Raw genomic sequence first — 22,994 nt, forward strand, 5'->3', positions numbered from 1 at the left:
TCATGACGACATCCCTGAAACTCCGGGCCGACGCAGCGCCCGGCATCCATGCGCCGGGCCATGCGTCCGACGCCCACGGCCATGACGCTGCCCACGGTCACGACGGACACGACGATCACGTGGTGCAGTCGCGCACCACGCTGGGCTTCTGGCTCTATCTGATGAGCGACTGCCTGATCTTCGCGGTGCTGTTCGCGACGTTCGGCGTGCTGGTCAACAACACCGCGGGCGGCCCGGGCGGGCGCGAACTGTTCGACCTGCGCTTCGTGCTCGGTGAAACGATGCTGCTGCTGACCAGCAGCCTGACCTTCGGCGTGGCGATGATCAAGTTGGAGGACGGCAAGGCCAATCCGAACCAGGTGATCCGCTGGATAGTGCTGACGTTCGCGCTCGGCGCGGCGTTCGTCGGCATGGAGATCTTCGAGTTCATGGAACTGATTCACGAAGGGGCGGGCCCGGGCCGCAGCGCCTATCTGTCGGCGTTCTTCATGCTGGTGGGCACGCACGGCCTGCACGTCACGGCCGGGCTGCTCTGGATCATCGTGATGGTGCACCAGATCCAGGTGTTCGGCCTCGACGGCATCGTGCGTCGACGCCTGGCCTGCCTGAGCCTGTTCTGGCACTTCCTGGATCTCGTGTGGATCTGCGTTTTCTCCATCGTCTACCTGAGGACCTTCCTGTGAAGCCCACCAGCGCTACCGCTCATGAATCGTCGCACGGCAGCATTCGCAGCCACCTGATCGGCTACGGGCTGTCGGTGGTGCTGACCCTGGTGTCCTTCGGTGCCGTGATGAGTGGGGTACTGCCGCCGGGCTACGGGCTCGCGGTCATCGTCCTGCTCTGCATCGCGCAGTTGCTGGTGCAACTGGTCTTCTTCCTGCATCTGGGCCCGCGCAAGGGGCAGCGTGGCAACACGGCGATCTTCGCCTGCACGGTGTTCCTGATTGCCATCGTGGTGTCTGGCTCGCTGTGGGTCATGCACAACGCCAATCTGAACATGATGCCGATGCAGTCCATGCCGCTGCAGGCCAGCCCGAAGGGCTGAGCGAATCGAACCGATCCGGTTTGGGGAAGGCGTGGCGGCACAATGGGCGTTGTGCCGCCGCGCCCCTTTTTTATCCAGGCTTCAACTCGGCGGCGAGCCGTCCTTGAAGCACGCCTTGAGCTGGCTGCGCAACTCTGGCGTGTCCTGATGCTCGTGCACCTGTACAGCGTGCTGGACCGCGGCTTCCAGCAGTTCCTCTTCGGTATCAGCACTGAGTGCCACCGTGCAATGCATCTGGCTGGGATAGTCGCGGCAATCGATGAATTTGCGTCCCATCGTTGCCTCCTGGCGCGAATGGTTCGTCGGGATGGGAACCTCGGGGGCTCCCAGTGCGGAGGCCGGCTGCGCAGCATCCGCGAGTTCGGCTCCTCCTGCAGGCGTGGTCGTTGACGGGACACCGGCGCGGTTGGCCGATGTCATGTCCAGTATAGAGCGTGGCACGCATCGCCAAGCACGGCCCGGCGATTCACGCTAACCTGTCGCGGTTCCCATATTCCGCAGATCAGGAAAAGTCATGACTCAAGCACTCAGGATCGATTTTGTTTCCGATATCGCATGCCCATGGTGCGCCATTGGCCTGACGTCGCTCACGCAGGCGCTGGAGCGTCTCGGGGACGAAGTGGAAGCCGAGATCGTCGTGCATCCGTTCGAACTGAATCCGGACATGCCGCCGGAAGGCCGCACCATCCTCGACTACGTCAGCACGAAGTACGGCAGCACCGCCGAGCAGCTTGCCGAGCGCCAGGTACAGATCCGCGAGCGCGGCGAGGCGGTCGGATTCGAGTTTGGCCCCCGGACGCATATCTACAACACGTTCGACGCGCATCGCGTGTTGCAGTGGGCCGGCACGCAGGGCAAGAAGCTGCCGCTCAAGCTGGCCTTGCTGAAGGCCTATCACGGCGCGGGCAAGGACCCGAGCAATCACGACGTGATTGTGGAGGCCGCGCAATCGGCGGGTCTCGATGGCGCGGAGGCGCGCCGCATTCTGGAAAGCGATGCCTATGCCGATGAAGTGCGCGCTGAGGTGGCGCAGTTCCAGTCGATGGGTATCAACTCGGTGCCATCGGTCATTTTGGACAACCGCTACCTCCTCACGGGCGGGCAACCGCCGGAAGCCTTCGAGCAGGTGATTCGCGAAGTGCTGGAAAAACGGCAGTCATGAAGTGATCGTGGCCGCGTGCGGGTCTCCACCCGCACGCGGCCACGTTGCCTGCTGGACGTCGGGGCGACTTTACTCGTGCCCCTTACTCATGCCCCGTTACGAACTTCTTCGTCGAGTGATAGCCACGCTTGCTGGCATCGGCGACGGCATGGCCGGCAGCCTTGGCGCCGTCGCCAATCGCAATCGCGGTCTCGTGCACCGCGTGTCCGGTCTTCTTGCCTGCCGCCTTGACGTCGGCCTTGAATTCACGGGCGCCTTCGGCCACGCTGGCGTTGGCCAGCGTACTGAAGGCGATCAGCACGATCGCAACGAGGGAAGTTGCTTTCTTCATCAACGGTATCCCGACTCGGTCTCTGATGCGTGCATTGTAGTACCGTCCGATGCGTGTGACGTTCAGCGCGCACCGGCGCCCGGCTCCGTGATCGCGCTGTAGACCATCGTGCGCAATTGGCGGCGCACGGGATAGGCCGACGACGGCAGGAGCTGGGTCAGGAAGAGGCCGATCAGGTCTTCCTCAGGATCGACCCAGAAGAAGGTGCTGGCCGCGCCGCCCCAGAAGAAGTCTCCGGCGCTGCCGGGAATCAGCGTGGTGGCTGGCGTGAGCGTCGTGGCGAAGCCGAGTCCGAATCCGACGCCTTCGTAGGTGGCCTCGCTGAACATCGAGCGGGACATGCGCGGCAGATCCACACCGCCCGGCAGATGGTTGGCGGTCATCAGCGCCAGGGTCTTCGGACTCAGCAGGCGCGCGCCATCGAGTTCGCCACCCTGCAGCAACATGCGTGCGAAGCACATGTAGTCCGCCGCCGTCGACACCAGACCACCGCCACCCGAGACAAAGCTGGGCGGCTTCAGGTAGGTGCTGGCCAGAGGATCGTCCTGGAGCATCGGCCCACGCGGCGAAATGACCTTCGAACCCAGCGCGCCGATGGCGTAGCACGCGCAGAAGCGCGATACCTTGTCCTCGGGTACGTGGAACGCGGTATCGACCATGCCCAGCGGATCGAAGATGCGTTCCTTCAGGAAGGTCTCGAACGGCATGCCGCTGATCTTGCCGACCAGGTAGCCCAGCACGTCGGTCGATACCGAGTAGTTCCAGGCCTCGCCCGGCGAGAACTCTAGCGGCAGCGTGGCCAGCTTCTCGATCATGTCGTCGAGCGTGCCGTCCGTAGCGATGTCGCCCAGCTTCAGCCTGCGATAGGCGGCATCGACATTGGTGTTCTGCTGGAAGCCGTAGGTCAGTCCAGAGGTGTGGCGCAGCAGGTCGACCACCTGCATCGGTCGTGCTGGCGCGCGCGTCTGGAAGCTCTCCATGAAGCCGCCGGTGAAGACGCCGAGGTTTTCCCATGCGGGAATGTACTTGCTGACCGGATCGTCCAGCGCGATCTTGCATTCCTCGAGCAGCATCATGATCGCCACCGAGGTGATCGGCTTGGTCATCGAGTAGATGCGGAAGATCGAGTCCTCGGCCAGCGGCACCTGCCGCTCGCGGTCGGCCTGGCCCAGCACCGAGTTCAACACCAGCTCGCCACGCCGCCACACCTGGGTCAGCGCGCACGGTAGCTTGCCGTTGGCGATATACGCTTCATTGATGAAACGATCGATCCGCCCCAGCCGCTCCCGGGACATCCCCTGCGTTTCCCTGCCTTGCATATCCATGGCTTCTCCTCGATCCGGCGTTCAGTCCAGTGCTGCATGTGCCGTGAAGGGTCAAGGATACCCCGGGAGACGCGGATCCCGCTCAGTCGCCAGCCTTCTCCGGCGGCACGGCCTTGCCGAGCAGCTTGCCGAGCAGGCCGGTCTTGCCGGTCTCCGCGCGGCGGCTGCCCTTAGGCAGCGAGCCAGCCCGGTTGGCACCGTACTGTTTCATGCTGTTGTTGATCTTCAGACCCTTGTTCTTTTCCAGGTCAGTTTTCTTCACGGACGTCATCCCACGAGTTGAGCCCGGCATTGTACGCAGGTGGGCCGGCAAGCGGCCGGTTCGGGCCGTCAGGTGGCCTTGCGAGGGGGCATAACAATTCATTACAACGCCAGCATCCCGCCCGCATTATGCTCGCCGACCGTGACGATAAGGGATACGGAAGGATCGAATGAAAAGGGATTGCGGCGTTCGTGTGATGACGGCAGCATGGCTGCTTGCGGCAGCCAGTTCCGGTAACGCGCTGGCCCAACATGTGGTGGGCGGCATGGGCGAGCCGGTGCGGATGGGGGCGTTCGACGCGCGCGGCCAGTTCGAAGGCCAGGCCATTCTGGCTGCGCCGGTGTCAGGCAAGGAGAAGGCGCGCGCCAGACCGACCGGCACGCGCCGAGTGCCCGCCGCAGGCACGCGTGGCGTGACACCCACGCTGCCCGGCAAGCAGTTGCCGTAGGCGCCGCGGGAGGGCGGCGCCGGGCGGATCAGTGGCTTGCGGCCCCGACGGCGCCGATGCCGGTCTCGGAACGCAGTTCCTGTGCCTCGAAACCGGCACGGTCGATACGTGCCCGGGGCGACCTGTCGGTAATCGAGAAGAACCAGATGCCGACGAAGCCGATCGTCATTGAGAACAGCGCCGGAGACGTGTACGGGAACGGCGCATTCTTGAAGTGGAACACGTCGACCCACACCGCCTGCGACAGGACCGTCAGAATCACGGCTGACAGCAGGCCGAGGAAGCCGCCAACCATCGCGCCGCGCGTGGTGCAGTTCTTCCACAGCACCGACATGAACAGCACCGGGAAGTTGGCCGATGCCGCCACGGCGAACGCCAGCGACACCATGAACGCGATGTTCTGCTTCTCGAAGACGATGCCGAGCACCACGGCGATGATGCCGAGGATGATCGTGGTGATGCGCGACACGCGCAGTTCCATCGAGCTGGTTGCCTTGCCGTGCATGAAGACCGTGGAGTACAGGTCGTGCGACACCGCCGACGCGCCGGCCAGCGTGAGGCCGGCCACCACGGCCAGGATTGTCGCGAACGCCACCGCCGAGATGAACCCGAGGAACACGTTGCCGCCCACTGCAGTGGCCAGGTGAACGGCCGCCATGTTGAGGCCGCCGAGCAGCTTGCCGCTACCGTCCTGGAACGTCGGGTTGGTGCTCACCAGCACGATGGCGCCGAAGCCGATGATGAACGTCAGGATGTAGAAGTAGCCGATCCACGTGGTGGCCCAGAACACGGACTTGCGCGCTTCCTTGGCGTTGGGCACGGTGAAGAATCGCATCAGGACGTGCGGCAGGCCGGCCGTGCCGAACATCAGCGCGATGCCGAACGAGATCGCAGAAATCGGGTCCTTGATGAATGTGCCCGGGCCCATGATCGCGTCCTTCTTGGCATGGACTTCAACGGCCTTGGCGAACAGTGCCTCGGGGCTGAAGTGGAACTGCGCCATGACCATGAAGGCCATGAACGATGCGCCGCCCAACAGCAGGCCAGCCTTGATGATCTGCACCCAGGTGGTTGCCGTCATGCCGCCGAACAGCACGTACACCATCATCAGCGCGCCAACGATCACCACCGCGATCCAGTACTCGAGCCCGAACAGCAGCTTGATCAGTTGCCCGGCGCCCACCATCTGCGCGATCAGGTAGAACGCCACCACCACCAGCGTGCCCGACGCCGCGAACGCGCGGATCGGGCCCTGCTTGAAGCGGTAGGCGGCCACATCGGCAAACGTGAAGCGGCCGAGGTTGCGCAGGCGCTCCGCCATCAGGAACGTGATGATTGGCCAGCCGACCAGGAAGCCGATCGAGTAGATCAGGCCGTCGTAGCCGTTTGCGAACACGGCGGCGGAAATGCCGAGGAACGATGCTGCCGACATGTAGTCGCCAGCGATGGCCAGGCCGTTCTGGAAGCCGGTGATGCCACCACCGCCCGTATAGAACGCCGCCGCGGACGTGGTTCGCTTGGCCGCCCATTTGGTGATGAACAGCGTGCCGATGACGAACACGACAAACATGCCGATGGCCGTCCAGTTGGTGGGCTGTTTGACGGCCTGTCCAAGATCACCACCCGCGGCCAGCGCGGCCGTCGACAACAGCAATGCGCCGCCTGCGGCGATAACGTGATGCGTTTTCATGCGACCTCCCGCTTGATCTGCTCGGTGAGCTCGTCATAGGTGTTGTTGGCATGACGCACGTAGAGCCCCGTGATGACGACGGTGAAGACGATCACGAACAGCCCGATCGGCATGCCCCAAGTGGTCACGCCGTCTCCGACCTTCTTGGCCATCAGGTCCTTGTCGAAGGCAATCAGCAGCACGTAGCCGTAATACACCACGAGCATGACGAGCGTGAGTATCCAGCCAAGCCGCGAGCGCTTGTGGACGAGTCGTTGATACCGTGGGTTGGTCTTCAGTCTTTCGACCAGATCGTCATTCATCTCTGTCTCCTGCGTACTTGTGCGCTTTGCATGGCCGAGTGCCGCCCGCGCGCCACGCCAGCGGGGTGCGCAATATGAGCGTCATCAGGGAACCATGCCGACAAGGTACGGTGCTCGGCTTACCTGCTTCTTACACGGGTCAGAGAATTTCCCGGGGGTAAACGCGGAGTGGTGCGTCGGGATGGGCTTGGGGCGTCACGACATTGCGTGCTGCCGCGCGCGGGAGAACTAGAACGAGACGGTGAGGTTCGTCATGACCACCTGTTCGGACGAGCCGGGATTGAACCAGTAGCAGCCGACCGTCACGCTCTTGAACGTGAGTTGCACCAGGCCGCCACGCTGGAACTCACGATCGCCGCCGTAGATCCGCGTTCGTTGCATCACGAAGCCAAGCCGCAGCCAATCGACCGGACGATACCCAAGCTCGCTCCAGGCATAGAGATAACTTGGCGTTTGCGTGCCGGAGCCGGTCAGGTACTCGGCTTCGATGTAGTAGTCGAACTTGTACGCGGCGAGACTCGCCTCCAGCCCCGGAATCACGCCGTGGATGCTTCCCATGGCGAAGCCGATGATCGGCGTCACCTTGTAGGTGAATGTTTCGCCGCCGGCGAAGGACCAGCCAACGAAGGCCGATTGCGCGTGCATGGCCTCGTAGTTGGCACGCGCTTCGAGATGCAGCTTGTCGCGCTCCGCGATCGCGATGGCGGAAAGGTAACTCTGTTCCTGACGCGGCATGTTCCAGTAGCCGGCGAGCGAGAAATTCCAGGCGGGTGGCTGCGCTTCCTGCGATGCGTTGGCCGCAGGCGCGGCAGCCTCCTGCGCGTGCGCGCTGGATACGGCCAGCGCGATACCCAATGCGGCGACCGGGTGGCGCATCTCATCCCCCCAGGGCGATGACGGCCATCGTCAGGACGACACCGAGCGCGGTCATGCCAAGGCCGGTGGCCCAGCCATTGAATCCCGCGTGGCGACCGAGCGCCATGCCGCCGACGAACAGCATGATGAGGGTCAGGATGCGGGAAACGATCAGGGCCGTCGGCACATCGCTCAGCAACACGAATGGCAGCGCGACGGGAAACGTGGACAGCACGACGATGAAGAAGATGCGGATGGACCCCAGCAAGTCGCGGGCATTGAGCTTCGCCCGCTCAGGGAGTTCTACGGCATTGGCCATCCGCTGACGCAACATGTCGATCTCGGCGTCACTCAGCAGCAACTGCGCGCTGGGTGACAGCGCGGTGCGGATGGCACGCACGGCCTCGGTTGCGGTTGGCGCCTCCCGGGCGGCCGTTGCGACCTTGAATCGCATCCCGCGATCCGCCAGGGTACGTACCAGGAACATGATCGCGTCGACGAGCCCCCAGGCCAGATTGCAGCCAAGCGCCGTGACGAGCATCGTGTGGCCCGCGTCGGCCCCGGAAGTCGGGGAGGCTGCAGAAGTTGCCGAAGATACCGCGCCGACGAACGTCAGGGCCATGAACAGCCCAAAGCACATCTCCGCGACACGATCGACGACATTAAGGGCTGGATCGCGCCCTTCGTCCGCCTGCTCCATCGCATCGGACTCCGATTGGCTTCCTGGCATGGCTGTTCACCTGGCGAGTAAGTTGGAGTGGTTCGAGTTGGTTCCGGGCGGACGGCTGTGTTCAGGACTGCGGCGCTACTGGCCGTCGCACGCCAGGCTCGATGCGCCCGTGTCCTTGAAGGTCACCACTACCTTGCTGTCCTTGGCGATGGTGATGGTCTGGCCATAGCTCACGGTCGGCATGAAGGCGATATCCGGCGCGACGGCCACGGGCGGATTCCGCGCGCCGTCGACACTCAGCGCCAGCTCGACGCGATAGGTATCCACCGCCACGCCCTGGCCCTGTGCCTTCTGCGCGAACTTCTGCTTGAACGCGCACAGGTCGGTGGTGATCTTTTCCAGCGCGGTGGAGATATCGACGGGTTTGCCGGGCGGGATTGGCGCGGTATTGCAGGCCGCCAGCCAGCAGGGGCCCAGCACGGCAATCAAGGCGGTACGCATCAATGGCTTCAAGATCTTCTCCTGCGAGGCGGCTGTCCGTTGTGCTCGATCCACTTTATCCCTGCCGCTGTATGGTCTCCATTGGTCCAAAGCCCTAGGGACCCCCCAAGGGACCAATGGAAACCAGCCGGATGCTCAGAACTGATGGCGCATGCCGACCATGACGCCCACGCGTGTGGTGCTGTCGATGTCGGTCACCGGCGTGCCAGCCCAATACTCGGTCTCGCGGCCGACGGTGCCGCCGCGCGCGTAGACGACATCGGCCTCTACGTACAGGCTGGTGCGCTTGGAGAGCGCGTAGTCGCCGACCAGGGCGACGCTGTCGGCGTTGCCGCTGCCCAGCAGGATGGGTGTCTCCTGGAACTGCGTGGTCACGGCCCCGCGTTGCTGGTAGCGGTAATAGGCGCCAGACAGATGCAGCGCAGGGGTGAGCTGATAGCCGAGGCCGATGAACGAGGTGGCGAATGAGGCATCGCTGGCTGTTTCGCGACGTCCCATGTGGCCCAGGTAGGCCGTGGCCTTGCCGAACGCGTAGGACCCGCCCACCGAGTAATTGCGGATCGTGTTCGTGCCATCGGTGCTGCTGCGCTGGTCGTAGGCCACGCCCAGCGCCAGCGGTCCCTGCTGGTATTTCACGCCGCCGCCGAGCGTGGTGCCGCGGCTCTGGTTGCCGGGTTGCTCGCCCGCGCCGTAGTCGAGCTGGACGGAGAACGGGCCGACCGTGTTTTGATAGACCACGCTGTTGTTGATGCGGTAGTCCTGGAAGAAGATGTCGCCGCCGACGTACAGCGGGTCGGACCAGAAGTTGCCCCAGCCCCGATCGAGCGGATTGAACGCCCAGCCGATGTTGTTGAGCGCGTTGTACTGGCGCCCGAAGGTCAGACTGCCCCAGTTGCCGGAGAGACCGGCCCAGGCCTGGCGGCCGAAAAATGCGTTGTAGGCCGCGCGGCCATCGTCGCTGCCGATGCCGGCCTCGAGCTGGAAGATGGCCCTGTTGCCGCCCCCAAGGTCCTCGGAGCCCCGCAGGCCGAAGCGGCTGCCTACCATGCCGCCCGATACGAGCGCGACCTGGTCATGATGCCGGCCATCGAGGTTCGAGGTATAGCGCACCGCCGAACTGACGATGCCGTACAGGTTCACACCGGATTCGGCGTAAGTGGTGCCGGGCACGACGGTAGCGGCAAGCAGCCAGAGGCTGGCTGACTTCTTCATGGATTGTCCTCCGGAATTCGGTCCCGCCCGGCGCATGAGCGCGTCCAGGGGCAGACCGGTCAGGCAGTTGCCTGGGGGGTTCCAGTCCCGTGCGGCGGTCCCGTCAGGGCGCGCGGGGCGTTATCCAGACCGTGCGCGGCAAACGGCGCGTAGGCCCGGATCGAGGGTCGAAGCGGCAGGCAAAGCCTGGAGGGGGCGCAAGCCGGACCGCTCGTTGGCAGGTTCGGGCAGGCTGGTGGGGCGGGCGCGAGGGCCCAGGGATGTGTTCGCCGGATACCCACTTCGACGTTCGTGACGGCGGCTCGTGTGCGGATAAAGACATGCACGATGGGCCGCGTCCGGCGTGGCGAACGATGCGTAGTTTACTGCATTCGCCCCAACGCCCCGAAATGCGCGTCTTTTGACGCACGTCCCTTTCTGACCGGCCGGTTCTGGCAATAGACTGAAAGCGGCCACATGCGGCGTGCGTCGCGCCGCCCGGCGTTCATCCAATCAGCGAGCCCCTATCCATGTCACTGCCCCATCTTTCGTCTGGCCAGACCGCGAGCGTCCTGCCGCTCGGCACGGACCTGGCGCAAACACCGAGTAGCGCGCTGTTCAAGGCCCCCCACCTCGAAGTTGCCCGGCTCGTCATGCTGGCCGGCAAGCGGCTGCCACAGCACGCGGTACCCGGCCCGGTCACGATTCAATGTCTCGAAGGCGAAATCGAGGTAACGCTCGGCAGCGTTGCCCAACGGCTTCGACACGGCGATCTGCTCTACCTCGCTGGCGGGGAGCCGCACGACGTGGCGGCGCTCAGCGATGCGTCGCTGCTGTTGACGATCGTGCTGCTGAATCACGGCTGACACACGACTGACAAGAGGATCCGATGGGTATCAGCAGATGGTTCAGGCGTCGCGGGACCGAGGCATCCGGTGGGGGCGCCAGAGGCGGACGTGACGTCGAAGACACAATCGAGCGCATGACGGCGTTGAATCCGCGCCTGCGGTTGGCCACGCGCTACCAGCAGAGGCTGGCGCCCGATACCGCCGCGGCGCTCGAATACGTCAGGGGGCTGGTGGCCCAACTGCCCGCCGTTCATGAGGCATGCGCGGCCGACTGGTCGACGGATGCCTGCATCCATGCCTGCTTTGCGACGGCGGACGACGTATCCCGCGCGCTGAATGGGGCCGCGACACTGCGCAAGTTCTTCGACAACAACCTGGCGGCCGATGAGGCGTACGCGGTGCTCGGCATGACCATGGTGGAGCGCCACACGCTCGGCGTGGCCACGGAAGGCGATACCGTGCGCTCCGATGTGCCGCAGACGACATTCAGCTTCAGCGATCACCAACTCACGATGTGCGAGCCGACCGAGGCAGCGCTGCGCGAGGAGATCGTGCGCCGAATGCTCGACCAACTGGCGATCCAGGGGATGGCGCGCATTGCCAGCAGGCTGACGAAGCGCGATGCGCTCAAGCAGGAGATCGCACTGCTCAAGACGCGGCAGCGCCTGCTCGAGTCGCAAGGCAAGGGGATGGGCGCGGTAGTGGGCGGCGCGGTGGAACCGGCAATCGGTGAGGTGGCGAAACTGGACGCCGAAATCGCGCGCAACGATGCCGAACTGGCCAAGCTGTCCGAGGCCACCGGCACGCTCGATCGCCAACTGGACATCCTGATCAAGGTGATCGGGGATGTCAGGCAATTGCTCCGGGTGGATTACCGGCACGTGCGGCTGAGCCGCATGAATGTCCTGCTGACGAATGACGACGTGGGTGGCGATGACGTCGAGCTGTCGTCGGCGACCATCCCCGGTGACCCGCCGCTGGTCCGGGCGTTCATGCTGGTGCGGGTGAAGCGCAGTGCGATAGTCCCGGTGCGCAATATGCTGGACGAAGCGGAGCGCTTCCTCTAAGAGACGTTTCGTTTTCTTTCGATAACGTCTCTACGCGCTTCAGGCGTCCAGTGCCTGACACAGCGCCCGCAGATCGCGAACGATCAGGTGCGGAGGCGGGCTGCTGCGTGACCATTGCGCGGCGGACGCCTCTTCGGAGCGCACCACCCATGCGGCCTGTGCGCCTGCGGCGATCGCGCCGGCTACGTCGAGGTCGGGATCGTCACCGACGTGAAGCATTCGGCCGGGCGCGCATCCGGCTGCATCGGCTGCCGCGTGGAAAATCGCGGCGCCGGGTTTGCCGCTGCCGAAGCTCTGCGGGTTCAGCGAAGCCCGGAAGAACTGGTGCCCGCCAGTCAGCTTGAGATTCGCATTGCCATTCGATACCGCGACGAGTGGAAACCGCTGGCTCAGCCATTCCAGCGCGGGCAGCGCATCGTCGAAGAAATCGACCTGCTGGCGCGCAGCGTAGAAAGCGTCGTAGGCGGCCTCGGCAAGGCCGGGGTCTTCGTTCGACATGTCGAGCACCAGCCGGATCGAGCCCAGCCGCAGCGCGCGCATGTCGCCAGCCAGTTCGGGGCGCATGGCCTCGAACTGGACGCGGAGGTCACGCAGCACCTGGGGCGATGAAAGGATCGGTGCGGATTTGGGCGCTTGCTGCAGCAACCAGTCATGCAGGACCTGTTCCGCGCGCACGACGGCAGGTTCGAAAGCCCAAAGGGTGTCGTCGAGATCGAGAGATATTGCGGAGATACCGGCCAGACGCATGGTGGGGAACGTGAAAAAGCGGAGTTGCGGGGGGACTCCGCCGAATTTACCATCTTCGTTCGCATCGCCCCCGCAGGCCGGGTCGACCGCAAGGTCACTTCAGGCTGAGCGTGAATGGCAATAGCAACACGTTGACCAGCAGCAGCGCATACACGATCACGATGGCCGCAGGGATGACCACGGGCGGCCGATAAGGCGGGTAGGCGTGTCGACGGCGCCAGAGGACTCCAGCCGTGGTTCCTGTGATGACCAGTGCCAGCAAGGCGCTGGCCCACGCCAGTGATGCAGGTCCGGACTCGTCGGCATTCGTCGCCGTGTCCGAATCGGTCAGCGAGATGTCGACAGCGGTTGTCGAAGTGATGGGGGCGCGGGCGACAGACATGGCAACGGGTGTTTCAAACGATGTCGTGCGAACCGGCTGCGCGATGGCAGCGGTGGCTGTCGCGCGGACAGGTGCCGTTATGGTTGTCATGCGTTGCGCTGGCGCGGCGGGTGTCGGCGGCGCGTCATGACGTCCGGTCGATGGCGCGCTCGCTGCGACGTGCGGTGCGGCGGCCGTCGTGCTGTGCATCGAACTGCGGTCCCGCCAGAACAGGTGGAACAGGCCATCGAGGCAGCGTGCCGAATCACAGGCATCCCGCCGGGCGCGCCAGGCGACGATATCGGCGTTCTGGATCGTGCCCTTGTGCAGCATCCTTTGCTGCTCGGCATAGATGCGTTCGTAACGCTCGGACAGTCCCGGTGAATCGCACACCAGGCGATTGCGCGTGCCACTTGCGCGTGAGCTGCTGGTGTTCAGCGAGCAGCGCATCCCGTTGCCGCTGGGGTCATCGCAAATCACAGGGGCGTTGGTTCCGCGCGAATGGCAGATGATGTCCGATGCGCTCACGTTGCCTGCCGCGAGCAGGCCGGTTGCGAGGCAGATGGCCATACGAATGGCCCAGCGCACAGTGACCCTCTTCATCATGCCCCCCCATTGAAGCGGCCTGGTTTTATAACGTAGACGAAAGCCCGGGCGATGCCCAAGCACGCAATGCGATGGGCGGGTCATGATGCACTTGCCGCCAGATCGGGTTTCCCATACGCGCGACGTTCCGATCATTCGTCCGCCGTCGTAATTCCTGAGACGGAAAGCCTCCATCGTGGCGGCGCCGTTACTGGGTGATTGCGTGTGCATCCTCAGAACGCTCGTGACGCAGCGTGCCGTGATCAATGGGACGCCGCGCCCGGTATGTGGCGAACGGGCGTTTGAAGCCTGGGGCTGGCTCCTTGCACCCTATTGCGCCACGAGGGGCGGCCGCAGCCGCGTCGAGTCGTGGCTGTCACGAGATGAAGACAACCTGATGTGAAGCCTTTGCGCTGCGGAATTGAATTCTTTCGATGCGTCGGCCGAACGCAAGCGGTGCCCATAGAATGCGTCTGGATTGGGTCCATTGCAGTACCGCTGCTGTGGGGAGGCCCGCGGTGGCATCACAATAACCTGAGTTACCCGAGGAGACTGATATGAGCCATCGTTTCGCCGCTGCCGGCGCAGTGTTCGCGTTGTTGTTGCTGTCCGCCACCGCTGGCGCACAGACACAACCGCAGCCGCAACCACCCGCGAACGCGCAGGAAGCCAAGGCGAAGTTCACGGAGAAGTTCAACGAGGCGGATGCCAACCACGATGGCAAGCTGACGCGCGAGGAAGCCGAGGCAGGAATGCCGCACGTGGCGAAGGACTTCGACAAGATCGATGCCAAGAAGAAGGGCTACGTCACGCAGAAGCAGGTTGGCGCGTACTACGCCGCCAAGGCGAAGCAGCGCCGCGCTCAGGACCCGGGCAACCTGAACTGATCCGAGCCGCATCCGCCAGGGCGGTCGCCACCGGCGCCGCCTTGTGCGCGTCTGAGCGTATCTCCAGACCGGTCCCCCCGGTTGTCGAAAGACCCGTGTGACGTGCGTGATAACATTTAAAAAATTCGCGCGCGAACTAAATTACCCGGGTGCCGTCTTGAATCCTCGACTTGTCTACCTCCTGAATGTCGGTCAGCGTCGGCTGCATCGATGGACACAGGCGCGCACCGCCGCCGGTGGCGTCACCGCATCGCAGGCCGGAATGCTGTTCTTCCTCGGCAAGAACGATGGCGCGTTGATGAGCGAGGCAGGCGCGGCGCTCGACCTTGGCGCGCCGGGCGTGAGCGGGCTGGTGGATCGCATGGAGCGGGCGGGGCTGGTCGAACGCGGCCTGGACGAGCACGATCGCCGGGCCTTCCGCATCTGGCTGACCGATGCCGGACGCACCGCGCTCAAGCGCTCCCGGTCGAATCTCACCGAACTGAATGCCCGATTGACCGAGGGGTTCACGGCCGCCGAGATCGATGTGGTGGCGCGCTGGCTGACGAGCCTGCAGGACAAGTTCCCGGCCAGCGACGACGAGTGATGCCGGGGATGAACGAAGGCGCCGAAGCAGACGACGCGGACGACGCGGACGACGCCTTCTGACGCATCACTGCTTGGCGATCCTGCTGAAGTCCGGCTGGCGCTTCTGGGCAAACGCCGTGAAGGCTTCCTTCGCTTCCGCGCTGCGCAGCCGCTCCACGAACGTCGAACTCTCGGCGTCCATCTGCGCGACCAGTTTCTCGGCCTCCCGCATCAGACGCTTCATTGCCGTCAGAGAGCCGGACGGCTTGGTGGCGATCTTTTCCGCGATGCGTCGGCCTTCCGCGCGCAGCTGGTCGCCCGGAACCGTCCGGTTCGCGATGCCCCATGCCACGGCGGTGTCCGCCGGCAACGGATCGCCCAGCGAGAACATTTCAAACGCGCGCGCGTGGCCGATGCGCAACGGCAGCAGGTAGCTCGACGCTGCCTCGGGCACAAGCGCGAGGTTCACGAACGGCGTGATCAACTGCGCATCGTCGGCCAGAACCACATAGTCACAATGCAGCAGCATGGTCGTGCCGACGCCGACGGCCTTGCCCTGGACTGCCGCGACGATCGGCACTGTGGCATTCGCCAGGCTATGCAGGAATCGCACGACATGGCGCTCCTTGGGTGCGTTCCCGGTGGCCTGGGCCGCGAACTCCCCGATGTCGTTGCCGGCCGTGAAGGAATCACCGTCAGCCTGAATCAGCACGACCCGGACCGATGCGTCGGTCGATGCATTCTCGATGGCGTCCGCCAGGGCGCCGTACATGTCGTTGGTCAGCGCGTTCTTCTTGTCCGCTCGCGAAATCGTGAGGGTCAGCACGCCACGTTCAAGTCCTGCTTGGATTTCCGGAATCACGGCTTTGTCTCCTGCAATGGAAGGGGTAGGGGCAATGAAGATGTTCGTATACGAAGTAGATGCAAAGTATAGTTTATTCGCGTGCGAAGTAAACCGGCGCGAGCATCACCCTTTCCTCCAGAGCCGCGGCAGGCGCGTGACCTGTATGCCATCAGCAATCACCCCATGAGGGTTTGTGCCGACTTTTCCGCTTGGCGGCGTTGCAGTCTACTGAACCCAGGTTGTGCAGTGTGGCCGGGGGGCGCGCGGCGTCTCCCCGGGGTTTGGAAACCTTTCTGGAGACAACACCATGGTGACCAAGCAGGACGATGCCTTCATTCTGAGAAACCTGATCGCGCTGGCTGCCGTGGAGACACTAGGCGGCGCCATTGCACTCGGGCTGGTGTTCAATCTACTGACATGACCTGATGCTCGTGGCGCTGCGTGCGGCTGACCCGCGCGCAACGCCACGAGTCCCGGATTCCGCGCCATCCGGCGACCGGCATTTCGCTTCCAGCAGACTTTCCAGGCCATCACTACAATGGCGCATTGCCCGGCTCGTTGCCGGGCCAGATCTGGGAGTGGAGGATGCGAATTCTGGTTGTCGGAGTGGGAGCCACGGGTGGCTACTTTGGCGCGCGGCTGCTGCAGGCCGGGCGTGATGTGACGTTCCTGGTGCGCCCCCGCCGCGCCGCGCAACTGGCCGAACACGGCCTGCGAGTTAAGAGCCCGCACGGCGACCTGCATTTCCCGAATCCCCCTGTGGTGTTGTCCGAGCAGATCACGCAGCCTTATGACGTGGTGTTGCTGAGCTGCAAGGCGTACGACCTCGAAAGCGCCATGGATGGCTTCGCGCCCGCCATGGGGCCGAACACGGTCATCATCCCGTTGCTCAACGGCATGCAGCATCTGGATCGCCTCGATGCGCGTTTCGGCGCCGGGCGTGTCATGGGGGGCCGCTGCTTGATCTCCAGCACGCTCGATGACCAGGGCACCATTCTTCATCTGTCGAGCTTCCACGTTCTGTCGTTTGGCGAGCGCCCTTCGGGCAGCAGTGAGCGCGCGCTGGCCTTGGCCGCCGCTTTCAGCGATGCCGGCTTCGACGTCCAACGCAGCGACGCCATGCTGCAGGACATGTGGGAGAAATGGCTGTTCCTTGCCACGCTGGCATCGGCTACCTGCCTGATGCGAGCGACCATCGGCGATATTCTCGCCGCGCCACGCGGGCGCGAGACCATCGCGGCGTTGCTTGGCGAATGCGCCGGCGTTGCGGCCGCCAATGGCTATCCGGCCCGGGGCCCCGCACTGGAGCAGGCGAAGACCACGCTGTTTGCCGAAGGATCGCCGCTGACGGCCTCGATGCTGCGCGACCTAGAGCGCGGCGGGGCGATCGAATCGGACCAGATCGTGGGTGACATGCTGGCCCGCCGTGGCCAGACCGCAGCGCCCACGCTGGAGATGGCGCTGACCAGCCTGAAAGCCTACGAAGCGCGCCGCGCGCGCGGAGGCTGAAGCCGCTGGCGTCCGATTCGCCCGCATCGCAGAATTTGTCAGGACAGAATCAAGCCTGATACACGCGATTTCGATTGGGCGAACGACGCCGTTTACCTACACTCCGCACATTACAAGCAGCGCCCGGCACGAGCCATGCCGGGTAAAACAAGAGCGGAGGAGGTCGTAAATGCGGGAAATCCTGTTCAAGGTGGGCCTTGCCTCGCTGGCGGCCTGCACCACGCTGGGCGCCAGCGCTCAGAGCACCACGGCATGCAACGGCGCAGGTTGCGGCTTTGGCGGAGGTGGCCTGCTGAACCAGCAGACCACCTTGCGCCTGAGCGCGGCTCAACTGGCGGCACTGCTCGGATCCACTGACGATGGGCGCCAGCTCATGCAGGTTGCGGGCGTGCCACGGTGCGACATCGAGATCGTGACGCTGCGCTACCGCACGGTGGGCGGCGCCGGGGAACCGGCGAACGCCAGCGCCGCGCTGATGATTCCCGGTGGCGCGGCCTGCAGTGGTCCGCGCCCGACGCTGCTGTACGCGCACGGCACCACGACATACAAGAAGTACAACCTCGCCGATATCACGCAGACCGACCCACGTAACGGCGACGGCGCGTCGGAGGGCATCAGCGTGGCTGCGATGTACGCGGCGCAGGGCTATATCGTCGTGGCCAGCAACTATGCCGGCTATGCGGGCTCGGATCTCGACTATCACCCGTACCTGAATGGGGCGCAGCAATCGGCCGACATGGTGGGCGCGCTTGCCGCCGCGCGTGTCGTCATGCGGGCGCCGGGTGGCGGGCGCAACGTGCAGGAGAGCGGCAAGCTCTTCGTCACCGGATATTCGCAGGGTGGCTACGTGGCGATGGCCACGCACCGGCTGCTGCAGGCTGCCGGGATTCCGGTGACCGCGTCGGCGCCGGGGTCGGGGCCGTATGCACTGGCGGCAATGGGCGACGCACTGGTGGCCGGACAGGTGGGTATCGGTTCCACGGTGTTCGCCGTGCTCGTCACCACGAGCTACCAGCGGTCCTACCAGAATCTCTACCGCAAGCCGTCCGACTTCTACGAGTCGGCCTATGCGCCAGGCATCGCCAGCCTGCTGCCGAGCATGAATTCGCTCGACAAGATCTTCACGCAGGGCAAGTTGCCGCCTACTCAGCTCTTCAACAGTACGCCGCCGGCCTCGCAGTTCGCATCGCTGACGCCGCCGAAGGCGCCGCCGCTGGCATCGCCAGACCTGACGCCGGTGTTCGCGCTCGGTTTCGGCAACGCTGACCTCGTGCGCAACGACTACCGGCTGGCCATGCTTGAAGATGCGCTGGTCAATCCGGACGGCGCGTTCCCGAGTTCGACCGTGTCGATGGCGCCGGCAACGCGGCCCGTGCAACCGCTGCGCGTGGACTTCAAGATCAACGATCTACGCAACTGGCAGCCACGCGCGCCGGTCCAGCTATGCGGCGGGCATGACGACCCCACCGTGTTCTTCTTCAACGCCACGGTGCAGCAGGCGTACTGGAGCAGCGCGAAGGTGCCGGCGGGCCTGACCAGCGTGCTGGATGTGGATGCGCCCATCGCCGGCCCAAGCGACCCCTATGCGGCGCTCAAACAAGGCTTCTCGTTGGCGAAGATGAATGTTGCCGCACAGGCGGTGGCGGCGGGTGCGCAGGATGGCGGCGCGTCGGCGGTCATCCAGGCGTATCACGGCACGCTGGTGGCACCGTTCTGCATGGTCGCCGCGCGAGCGTTCTTCGGACAGTTTTGAGCGGGAATGTCGATAAAAAACGCGCGGCGGGGCGACCCGCCGCGCGTTTTTTCCATCAAGCGATTGGTCGATCGGTCGATCAGACGTCGATGGCAGCGTTTGACTGCATCTTCTTGCGCAGCTCGAATTTCTGGATCTTGCCGGTAGAGGTCTTGGGCAGCGGCCCGAAGTAGACCGCCTTCGGCACCTTGAAGCCGGCCAGCAGCGTGCGGCAATGTGCGATCAGTTCTTCGGCGGTGACGCTTGCGCCATCCTTCAGCTCGACGAACGCGCACGGCGTCTCGCCCCACTTGGCGTCCGGCTGCGCCACTACGGCGGCGGCCAGCACCGCGGGGTGGCGGTAGAGCGCGTCTTCCACCTCGACGCTGGAGATGTTCTCCCCGCCGGAGATGATGATGTCCTTGCTGCGGTCCTTGATCTTGATGTAGCCGTCAGGCATGCACACACCGAGGTCGCCCGTATGGAACCAGCCGCCCGCGAACGCCTCGCGCGTGGCCTTGTCGTTCTTGAGGTAACCCTTCATGCAGATGTTGCCGCGGAACATGATTTCGCCGATGGTCTCGCCGTCCCGCGGTACGGGCTGCATCGTATCCGGGTCCAGCACGGTGACGCCGGACTGCAGGTGATAGCGCACGCCCTGGCGCGCCTTCAGCACCGCGCGTTCTTCCTGCGACACCGTGTGCCAGGCGTCCTGCTCCGCGCAGACCGCGGCCGGGCCGTAGACCTCGGTCAGGCCGTAGACATGCGACAGGTCGAAACCCATCGCTTCCATCTGCGCCAGCACCGCCGCCGGGGGCGGGGCGCCCGCCACCATGCCGCGCACCGGCCCGCGCAGCCCTTCGCGCCACGACGGCGGCGCGTTGACCAGCGCGGTGTGGACGATCGGCGCGGCGCAGTAGTGCGTCACACCTTCGTCGCGCATCAGGTCGAAGACGAGCTTCGGCTCGAACTTGCGCAGGCAGACGTTCACGCCGGCGCGGGCCGCGACTGTCCACGGGAAGCACCAGCCGTTGCAGTGGAACATCGGCAGCGTCCACAGGTAGACCGGATGCTTGGCCATGTCCCACTCCAGGATGTTGGAGATGGCGTTCATGGCCGCGCCGCGATGGTGATAGACCACGCCCTTCGGGTCGCCGGTAGTGCCCGACGTGTAGTTCAGGGCAATGGCGTCCCACTCGTCGCCGGGCATCTTCCAGTCGAATTCCGGATCGCCGCTGGCCAGGAAGGACTCGTAATCGGTGTCACCGAACCGCTCGGCGTCGGGCCCGAGCACGTCTTCCACCGCGATCACCTTGAGTCCACGCACCTCGCGCGCCATCTGACGGGCGGCATCGGCGAACTCGGTGTCCGCCAGCAGCACCTTGGCTTCGCCGTGGCGCAGCATGAAGACCAGGTTGGCGGCGTCCAGGCGGATGTTGAGTGCATTCAGCACCGCACCGGCCATCGGCACGCCGAAGTGCGCCTCGACCATCGCCGGGGTGTTGGGCAGCAGCGCCGCCACGGTATCGCCCTTGCCCACGCCCGCGCGGGTCAGCGCGCTGGCCAGGCGCCGGCAGCGCGCGTAGGTGTCGCGCCAGTTCTGGCGCACCGTGCCATGCACGATGGCCAGGCGATCGCCGTAGACCTCGGCCGCGCGGGCGATGAAGTCGAGCGGGGTGATCGGAACGTAGTTGGCGGGGTTGCGGGCCAGTCCGGTGTCGTAGTCGGTCGGCATGGCGTGTCTCCTATGGTGATCCTTGGGGATTCGTCGAATGAAATCCGGCGCAAGCTATCATCTCGCCTCCGGCGGACTCTGTCGTCCGGATGACAGATCTGGCGTTTTCGATGCGTTGCAGCATTGTGAATGCCCAGAAAATTGATTCTTATCAAATGTCTTCGTCCCTTGATCAGGTTAACGCCCTGCTGGCCCAGCATGACTGGTTTTGTGCGCTGTCCCCGGCGCATCAGGCGCTGGCGGCGTCCGAAACCGTTGTCCGCGAATACCCCGCAGGCGGCTATATCGCCCGGCGCGGCGAGTTCTCGCGCTACTGGATCGGGGTGGATACGGGGCTGATCAAGCTCGCGGTCTATACGCCGGACGGGCGCGGTTGCACGTTTTCCGGCGTGCCCGCCGGAGGCTGGTGCGGCGAAGGCAGCGTGATCAAGCGCGAGGATCGCCGCTACGACGTGATCGCGATCCGCGACTCGCGCGTGCTGCTGGTGCCGGAGGCGGTTTTCAACATGCTGCTGTCGGACAGCCTGCCGTTCGCGGGTTTCGTGGTGCGGCAGCTCAACGAGCGCATGGGCCAGTTCATTGCCACGGTGCAGAACGATCGGCTGCTTGGCGCCGATGCGCGCGTCGCACAGGCCGTCGCGCAATTGTTCCATCCGGCGCTGTACCCGAAAACCACGGAAGTGCTGGAACTCTCACAGGAAGAGATTGGCCTGCTGACCGGTCTGTCGCGCCAGCGTGTGAATCAGGCGTTGCGCCGGCTGGAGGCTGGCGGCATGGTCAGCCTCGCCTACCAGACCATCAGGGTGACCGATCTCGAGGGATTGCGACGCTTCGGCTTGTCGGAGTTGTAAGGGCGAGAGGCTGACGGCGTCGAAATTGCGGCGCAGTGTGCGCAATCTGGTGCCGCGAGTCACGTGTCGGACACTTGCGGCTAGCGCTTTCCCTTAATGCCTTTCCCTTAATGCCTTTCCCCAAGTGCTACTGGTTGCGGATGTTCCCATACTGAGGGCTCGCCACGTTCGCGCGGCGATCACTTTGACTCATGGGATCTGCCACCATGCTCGCGATTTCTGTCTGGTTTCTCGCTTCCCTCGGTGTCGGCATGTTTGCCACTGCATTGGGACGCTCCAGCCCTGCCTGGATTCTCTTCTCGCTGATCCTGAGCCCGTCTCTTGGGCTGATCGTTGTTGCCGTGCTCGACAAGAAGCGCGTGCGGTCCGCTCGCGTGCTGGCCACTTCCTCCTCGCCCGCGGCGGCGATCTCCGTGCCCGCATAACGCTGCGGGTAGCGCAGGTGGGCCAGGGCCCACCTGATTGCTGTCGTGGCTTAGCTGTGCGCACCGTCGGTGTACGGGTCGCGCCGGTCCGTGACATTCGCGGTGTCTGCATAGACATCGAACCTGCTTGCCTTGCCGCCATCGGTGTACGGATCACGTGGTCCGATGGCATGTGCGTGACCTTCCGGCATCGCCGTCGTAGTAGGGGTGAGTCCGGCGGCGGACGTCACCGTGGCGAAAGATGCAAGCGAGGCAATGGCGGCAACGGCTGCCGCCGCGATACGGGCTTTCATGATCATCTCCTGAGGCAGTAGAAAGGGTGCCCAGCGCCTGTGGCCACAACGGGCCGCAACGGGCCGCAGCGGGTCGCAATGGATCGCATGGCCACCAACGGTCGCGCATGGGCTTGCATGCCGACCACGCGCCCGAGAATCGTTCGATCCTGTCGTTCCGGCTCTACGCGCCGCGGTGCCATGCACCTGTAGAACTGCCCGGCCCGGCGCCTTATTCCCGAAAGAAGACGAAAATATTCCTGGGAATAAATGCCGGATTCCGGCGGTAAATGCCGCTTTGAAGTGACCAGGGCGCTGCTACGCTGTGTTGATATGGCTGTCAGGCAGCCATGCTCGAGCCGGTTGCAGCGGTGCAGTTCGCCCCTGGTGGTCACCGGCATTCCCATATCAAGACGGAACGCTCATGTTCACAGGGTCGATTCATTGGTTGAGAGGCGTCGCGATCGTTGTGCTGCTTGGCGCAGCGTCTGACATGGCATTCGCCGCATCGCAGACGAAGTCGCTCGATACGCAACGCGGTATCCGTGATGGCAGCAGCGGCGGCACCGAGCTGAGCACCGCGCCGCTTTCGCAGCGGGGCGTGACCGGCACCCAGTCGATGGGGTCAACCGACGGATCGGGGCAGTACCCGTACATCGTCGCCCCGTATATCCAGGTGGGGCCCGGCGGCGGGCCGATTCCCTATCCGCCGAATCCACCTCACCCGCCGCAGCCGCCTCGCCCCAGGCCCACGCCGCACGCACCGTAAGCCACGAGCGTCA

General features: G+C 64.6%; 28 protein-coding genes. 13 read left to right on the plus strand and 15 right to left on the minus strand.

Translation table 11 applies throughout. From position 1 onward, the window contains the following. Nucleotides 1-2: 2 nt before the first annotated feature. Nucleotides 3-683 (plus strand): cytochrome o ubiquinol oxidase subunit III, encoded by a 681-nt coding sequence (gene cyoC / locus WD006_RS23335; RefSeq protein ID WP_011520187.1) that lies wholly within the window; start codon nucleotides 3-5, stop codon nucleotides 681-683. Further along, nucleotides 680-1,045, plus strand: coding sequence for a cytochrome o ubiquinol oxidase subunit IV (gene cyoD / locus WD006_RS23340; protein WP_011520186.1), 366 nt, complete (start codon nucleotides 680-682; stop codon nucleotides 1,043-1,045). The genes cyoC and cyoD overlap by 4 nt, the downstream gene beginning before the upstream one ends. Nucleotides 1,046-1,126: 81 nt before the next feature. On the opposite strand, the gene WD006_RS23345 is transcribed toward cyoD, so the two are convergent. Next, entirely contained in the window at nucleotides 1,127-1,321 is a 195-nt protein-coding gene (locus WD006_RS23345) for a DUF1059 domain-containing protein (protein WP_008648807.1), read from the minus strand. A gap of 238 nt (nucleotides 1,322-1,559) precedes the next feature. On the opposite strand from WD006_RS23345, the gene WD006_RS23350 reads away from it, so the two are divergent. Continuing rightward, nucleotides 1,560-2,207 carry a DsbA family oxidoreductase gene (locus WD006_RS23350; RefSeq protein WP_029308716.1) on the plus strand — a complete coding sequence of 216 codons (648 nt, stop codon included), beginning with the start codon at nucleotides 1,560-1,562 and terminating at the stop codon, nucleotides 2,205-2,207. A gap of 82 nt (nucleotides 2,208-2,289) precedes the next feature. Here the strand turns inward: WD006_RS23350 and WD006_RS23355 are convergent, their stop codons facing one another. From WD006_RS23355 to WD006_RS23365, 3 genes are all read right to left on the minus strand, one after another. Then, nucleotides 2,290-2,538, minus strand: coding sequence for a hypothetical protein (locus tag WD006_RS23355; RefSeq protein WP_011520185.1), 249 nt, complete (start codon nucleotides 2,536-2,538; stop codon nucleotides 2,290-2,292). Nucleotides 2,539-2,600: 62 nt separating this feature from the next. Then, nucleotides 2,601-3,863 carry a serine hydrolase domain-containing protein gene (locus WD006_RS23360; protein ID WP_011520184.1) on the minus strand — a complete coding sequence of 421 codons (1,263 nt, stop codon included), beginning with the start codon at nucleotides 3,861-3,863 and terminating at the stop codon, nucleotides 2,601-2,603. A gap of 82 nt (nucleotides 3,864-3,945) precedes the next feature. Continuing rightward, nucleotides 3,946-4,134, minus strand: a complete 189-nt coding sequence (locus WD006_RS23365) for a hypothetical protein (RefSeq protein ID WP_029308717.1) — start codon at nucleotides 4,132-4,134, stop codon at nucleotides 3,946-3,948. 160 nt (nucleotides 4,135-4,294) lie between these two features. Between WD006_RS23365 and WD006_RS23370 the strand changes: the two genes are divergently transcribed. Beyond that, nucleotides 4,295-4,573, plus strand: coding sequence for a hypothetical protein (locus tag WD006_RS23370; protein ID WP_011520182.1), 279 nt, complete (start codon nucleotides 4,295-4,297; stop codon nucleotides 4,571-4,573). A 28-nt stretch (nucleotides 4,574-4,601) separates the two neighbouring features. Here WD006_RS23370 and WD006_RS23375 read toward each other — a convergent pair whose 3' ends face one another. The 6 genes from WD006_RS23375 to WD006_RS23400 all read right to left on the minus strand — a co-directional run bounded on the left by WD006_RS23375 (nucleotide 4,602) and on the right by WD006_RS23400 (nucleotide 9,803). Next, nucleotides 4,602-6,263 carry a cation acetate symporter gene (locus WD006_RS23375; RefSeq protein WP_011520181.1) on the minus strand — a complete coding sequence of 554 codons (1,662 nt, stop codon included), beginning with the start codon at nucleotides 6,261-6,263 and terminating at the stop codon, nucleotides 4,602-4,604. Further along, entirely contained in the window at nucleotides 6,260-6,565 is a 306-nt protein-coding gene (locus WD006_RS23380) for a DUF485 domain-containing protein (protein WP_011520180.1), read from the minus strand. Before WD006_RS23380 ends, WD006_RS23375 begins: the two co-directional genes overlap by 4 nt. A 228-nt stretch (nucleotides 6,566-6,793) precedes the next feature. After that, a complete protein-coding gene (locus WD006_RS23385) occupies nucleotides 6,794-7,441 on the minus strand; it encodes a hypothetical protein (protein ID WP_029308718.1) in 648 nt (215 codons plus the stop codon). 1 nt (nucleotide 7,442) lies between these two features. Further along, nucleotides 7,443-8,120 (minus strand): membrane protein, encoded by a 678-nt coding sequence (locus WD006_RS23390; RefSeq protein WP_029308719.1) that lies wholly within the window; start codon nucleotides 8,118-8,120, stop codon nucleotides 7,443-7,445. A 105-nt stretch (nucleotides 8,121-8,225) separates the two neighbouring features. Next, nucleotides 8,226-8,591: a hypothetical protein gene (locus WD006_RS23395; protein ID WP_008652207.1), complete on the minus strand. Its 366-nt coding sequence runs from the start codon at nucleotides 8,589-8,591 to the stop codon at nucleotides 8,226-8,228. Nucleotides 8,592-8,726: 135 nt separating this feature from the next. Next, on the minus strand, nucleotides 8,727-9,803 hold the full coding sequence (locus WD006_RS23400) for a porin (protein ID WP_029308720.1): 1,077 nt from the start codon (nucleotides 9,801-9,803) through the stop codon (nucleotides 8,727-8,729). A gap of 509 nt (nucleotides 9,804-10,312) precedes the next feature. Between WD006_RS23400 and WD006_RS23405 the strand changes: the two genes are divergently transcribed. Both WD006_RS23405 and WD006_RS23410 read left to right on the plus strand, forming a co-directional pair. Further along, complete coding sequence (locus WD006_RS23405) at nucleotides 10,313-10,648, plus strand: cupin domain-containing protein (protein WP_011520175.1); 336 nt, start codon at nucleotides 10,313-10,315, stop codon at nucleotides 10,646-10,648. Between the two features lie 23 nt (nucleotides 10,649-10,671). After that, complete coding sequence (locus WD006_RS23410; protein ID WP_011520174.1) at nucleotides 10,672-11,697, plus strand: hypothetical protein; 1,026 nt, start codon at nucleotides 10,672-10,674, stop codon at nucleotides 11,695-11,697. A gap of 39 nt (nucleotides 11,698-11,736) precedes the next feature. Here WD006_RS23410 and WD006_RS23415 read toward each other — a convergent pair whose 3' ends face one another. Continuing rightward, on the minus strand, nucleotides 11,737-12,444 hold the full coding sequence (locus tag WD006_RS23415; protein WP_029308721.1) for an HAD-IA family hydrolase: 708 nt from the start codon (nucleotides 12,442-12,444) through the stop codon (nucleotides 11,737-11,739). Between the two features lie 94 nt (nucleotides 12,445-12,538). After that, nucleotides 12,539-13,375: a hypothetical protein gene (locus tag WD006_RS23420; protein WP_227874014.1), complete on the minus strand. Its 837-nt coding sequence runs from the start codon at nucleotides 13,373-13,375 to the stop codon at nucleotides 12,539-12,541. A 572-nt stretch (nucleotides 13,376-13,947) separates the two neighbouring features. On the opposite strand from WD006_RS23420, the gene WD006_RS23425 reads away from it, so the two are divergent. Both WD006_RS23425 and WD006_RS23430 read left to right on the plus strand, forming a co-directional pair. After that, nucleotides 13,948-14,277: a calcium-binding EF-hand protein gene (locus WD006_RS23425; protein WP_008652587.1), complete on the plus strand. Its 330-nt coding sequence runs from the start codon at nucleotides 13,948-13,950 to the stop codon at nucleotides 14,275-14,277. Between the two features lie 157 nt (nucleotides 14,278-14,434). Then, complete coding sequence (locus WD006_RS23430; RefSeq protein WP_008652586.1) at nucleotides 14,435-14,863, plus strand: MarR family winged helix-turn-helix transcriptional regulator; 429 nt, start codon at nucleotides 14,435-14,437, stop codon at nucleotides 14,861-14,863. Nucleotides 14,864-14,929: 66 nt separating this feature from the next. Here WD006_RS23430 and WD006_RS23435 read toward each other — a convergent pair whose 3' ends face one another. Continuing rightward, the gene (locus WD006_RS23435) at nucleotides 14,930-15,706 is read right to left on the minus strand and encodes an enoyl-CoA hydratase (protein ID WP_029308723.1); all 777 of its coding nucleotides are present in this window, start codon (nucleotides 15,704-15,706) and stop codon (nucleotides 14,930-14,932) included. Between the two features lie 567 nt (nucleotides 15,707-16,273). Here WD006_RS23435 and panE point away from each other — a divergent pair. Together panE and WD006_RS23445 are read left to right on the plus strand one after the other, a co-directional pair. Continuing rightward, complete coding sequence (gene panE, locus WD006_RS23440) at nucleotides 16,274-17,197, plus strand: 2-dehydropantoate 2-reductase (RefSeq protein ID WP_029308724.1); 924 nt, start codon at nucleotides 16,274-16,276, stop codon at nucleotides 17,195-17,197. 169 nt (nucleotides 17,198-17,366) lie between these two features. Further along, nucleotides 17,367-18,950, plus strand: coding sequence for an alpha/beta hydrolase family protein (locus WD006_RS23445; protein ID WP_011520168.1), 1,584 nt, complete (start codon nucleotides 17,367-17,369; stop codon nucleotides 18,948-18,950). A gap of 79 nt (nucleotides 18,951-19,029) precedes the next feature. Here WD006_RS23445 and WD006_RS23450 read toward each other — a convergent pair whose 3' ends face one another. Then, entirely contained in the window at nucleotides 19,030-20,664 is a 1,635-nt protein-coding gene (locus tag WD006_RS23450; RefSeq protein WP_011520167.1) for an acyl-CoA synthetase, read from the minus strand. Between the two features lie 155 nt (nucleotides 20,665-20,819). Here WD006_RS23450 and WD006_RS23455 point away from each other — a divergent pair, with 155 nt between their 5' ends. Next, a complete protein-coding gene (locus tag WD006_RS23455) occupies nucleotides 20,820-21,515 on the plus strand; it encodes a Crp/Fnr family transcriptional regulator (protein ID WP_029308725.1) in 696 nt (231 codons plus the stop codon). Nucleotides 21,516-21,721: 206 nt separating this feature from the next. Beyond that, a complete protein-coding gene (locus WD006_RS23460; RefSeq protein ID WP_011520164.1) occupies nucleotides 21,722-21,940 on the plus strand; it encodes a hypothetical protein in 219 nt (72 codons plus the stop codon). 50 nt (nucleotides 21,941-21,990) lie between these two features. Here the strand turns inward: WD006_RS23460 and WD006_RS23465 are convergent, their stop codons facing one another. Further along, nucleotides 21,991-22,233, minus strand: a complete 243-nt coding sequence (locus tag WD006_RS23465) for a hypothetical protein (protein ID WP_008643961.1) — start codon at nucleotides 22,231-22,233, stop codon at nucleotides 21,991-21,993. 472 nt (nucleotides 22,234-22,705) lie between these two features. Here WD006_RS23465 and WD006_RS23470 point away from each other — a divergent pair, with 472 nt between their 5' ends. Continuing rightward, the gene (locus WD006_RS23470) at nucleotides 22,706-22,981 is read left to right on the plus strand and encodes a hypothetical protein (protein WP_224444705.1); all 276 of its coding nucleotides are present in this window, start codon (nucleotides 22,706-22,708) and stop codon (nucleotides 22,979-22,981) included. The last annotated feature ends 13 nt before the right edge of the window (nucleotides 22,982-22,994 follow it).

It is taken from the genome of Cupriavidus sp. Met-2 (assembly GCF_049843575.1).
Classification (GTDB): Bacteria; Pseudomonadota; Gammaproteobacteria; order Burkholderiales; family Burkholderiaceae; genus Cupriavidus; species Cupriavidus metallidurans.

What these genes read in the sequence shown, in the direction of transcription:
- WD006_RS23380 (WP_011520180.1), bottom strand. Translation starts at nt 6,565, where the DNA reads ATGAATGACGATCTGGTCGAAAGACTGAAGACCAACCCACGGTATCAA.
- WD006_RS23400 (WP_029308720.1), bottom strand. Translation starts at nt 9,803, where the DNA reads ATGAAGAAGTCAGCCAGCCTCTGGCTGCTTGCCGCTACCGTCGTGCCC.
- WD006_RS23385 (WP_029308718.1), bottom strand. Translation starts at nt 7,441, where the DNA reads ATGCGCCACCCGGTCGCCGCATTGGGTATCGCGCTGGCCGTATCCAGC.
- WD006_RS23390 (WP_029308719.1), bottom strand. Translation starts at nt 8,120, where the DNA reads ATGGAGCAGGCGGACGAAGGGCGCGATCCAGCCCTTAATGTCGTCGAT.
- WD006_RS23455 (WP_029308725.1), top strand. Translation starts at nt 20,820, where the DNA reads ATGTCTTCGTCCCTTGATCAGGTTAACGCCCTGCTGGCCCAGCATGAC.
- WD006_RS23375 (WP_011520181.1), bottom strand. Translation starts at nt 6,263, where the DNA reads ATGAAAACGCATCACGTTATCGCCGCAGGCGGCGCATTGCTGTTGTCG.
- WD006_RS23425 (WP_008652587.1), top strand. Translation starts at nt 13,948, where the DNA reads ATGAGCCATCGTTTCGCCGCTGCCGGCGCAGTGTTCGCGTTGTTGTTG.
- WD006_RS23415 (WP_029308721.1), bottom strand. Translation starts at nt 12,444, where the DNA reads ATGCGTCTGGCCGGTATCTCCGCAATATCTCTCGATCTCGACGACACC.
- WD006_RS23465 (WP_008643961.1), bottom strand. Translation starts at nt 22,233, where the DNA reads ATGAAAGCCCGTATCGCGGCGGCAGCCGTTGCCGCCATTGCCTCGCTT.
- WD006_RS23420 (WP_227874014.1), bottom strand. Translation starts at nt 13,375, where the DNA reads ATGGCCATCTGCCTCGCAACCGGCCTGCTCGCGGCAGGCAACGTGAGC.
- WD006_RS23445 (WP_011520168.1), top strand. Translation starts at nt 17,367, where the DNA reads ATGCGGGAAATCCTGTTCAAGGTGGGCCTTGCCTCGCTGGCGGCCTGC.
- WD006_RS23410 (WP_011520174.1), top strand. Translation starts at nt 10,672, where the DNA reads ATGGGTATCAGCAGATGGTTCAGGCGTCGCGGGACCGAGGCATCCGGT.
- WD006_RS23405 (WP_011520175.1), top strand. Translation starts at nt 10,313, where the DNA reads ATGTCACTGCCCCATCTTTCGTCTGGCCAGACCGCGAGCGTCCTGCCG.
- WD006_RS23450 (WP_011520167.1), bottom strand. Translation starts at nt 20,664, where the DNA reads ATGCCGACCGACTACGACACCGGACTGGCCCGCAACCCCGCCAACTAC.
- panE (WP_029308724.1), top strand. Translation starts at nt 16,274, where the DNA reads ATGCGAATTCTGGTTGTCGGAGTGGGAGCCACGGGTGGCTACTTTGGC.
- WD006_RS23350 (WP_029308716.1), top strand. Translation starts at nt 1,560, where the DNA reads ATGACTCAAGCACTCAGGATCGATTTTGTTTCCGATATCGCATGCCCA.
- WD006_RS23355 (WP_011520185.1), bottom strand. Translation starts at nt 2,538, where the DNA reads ATGAAGAAAGCAACTTCCCTCGTTGCGATCGTGCTGATCGCCTTCAGT.
- cyoC (WP_011520187.1), top strand. Translation starts at nt 3, where the DNA reads ATGACGACATCCCTGAAACTCCGGGCCGACGCAGCGCCCGGCATCCAT.
- WD006_RS23370 (WP_011520182.1), top strand. Translation starts at nt 4,295, where the DNA reads ATGAAAAGGGATTGCGGCGTTCGTGTGATGACGGCAGCATGGCTGCTT.
- WD006_RS23365 (WP_029308717.1), bottom strand. Translation starts at nt 4,134, where the DNA reads ATGACGTCCGTGAAGAAAACTGACCTGGAAAAGAACAAGGGTCTGAAG.
- WD006_RS23460 (WP_011520164.1), top strand. Translation starts at nt 21,722, where the DNA reads ATGCTCGCGATTTCTGTCTGGTTTCTCGCTTCCCTCGGTGTCGGCATG.
- WD006_RS23470 (WP_224444705.1), top strand. Translation starts at nt 22,706, where the DNA reads ATGGCATTCGCCGCATCGCAGACGAAGTCGCTCGATACGCAACGCGGT.
- WD006_RS23395 (WP_008652207.1), bottom strand. Translation starts at nt 8,591, where the DNA reads ATGCGTACCGCCTTGATTGCCGTGCTGGGCCCCTGCTGGCTGGCGGCC.
- WD006_RS23360 (WP_011520184.1), bottom strand. Translation starts at nt 3,863, where the DNA reads ATGGATATGCAAGGCAGGGAAACGCAGGGGATGTCCCGGGAGCGGCTG.
- WD006_RS23345 (WP_008648807.1), bottom strand. Translation starts at nt 1,321, where the DNA reads ATGGGACGCAAATTCATCGATTGCCGCGACTATCCCAGCCAGATGCAT.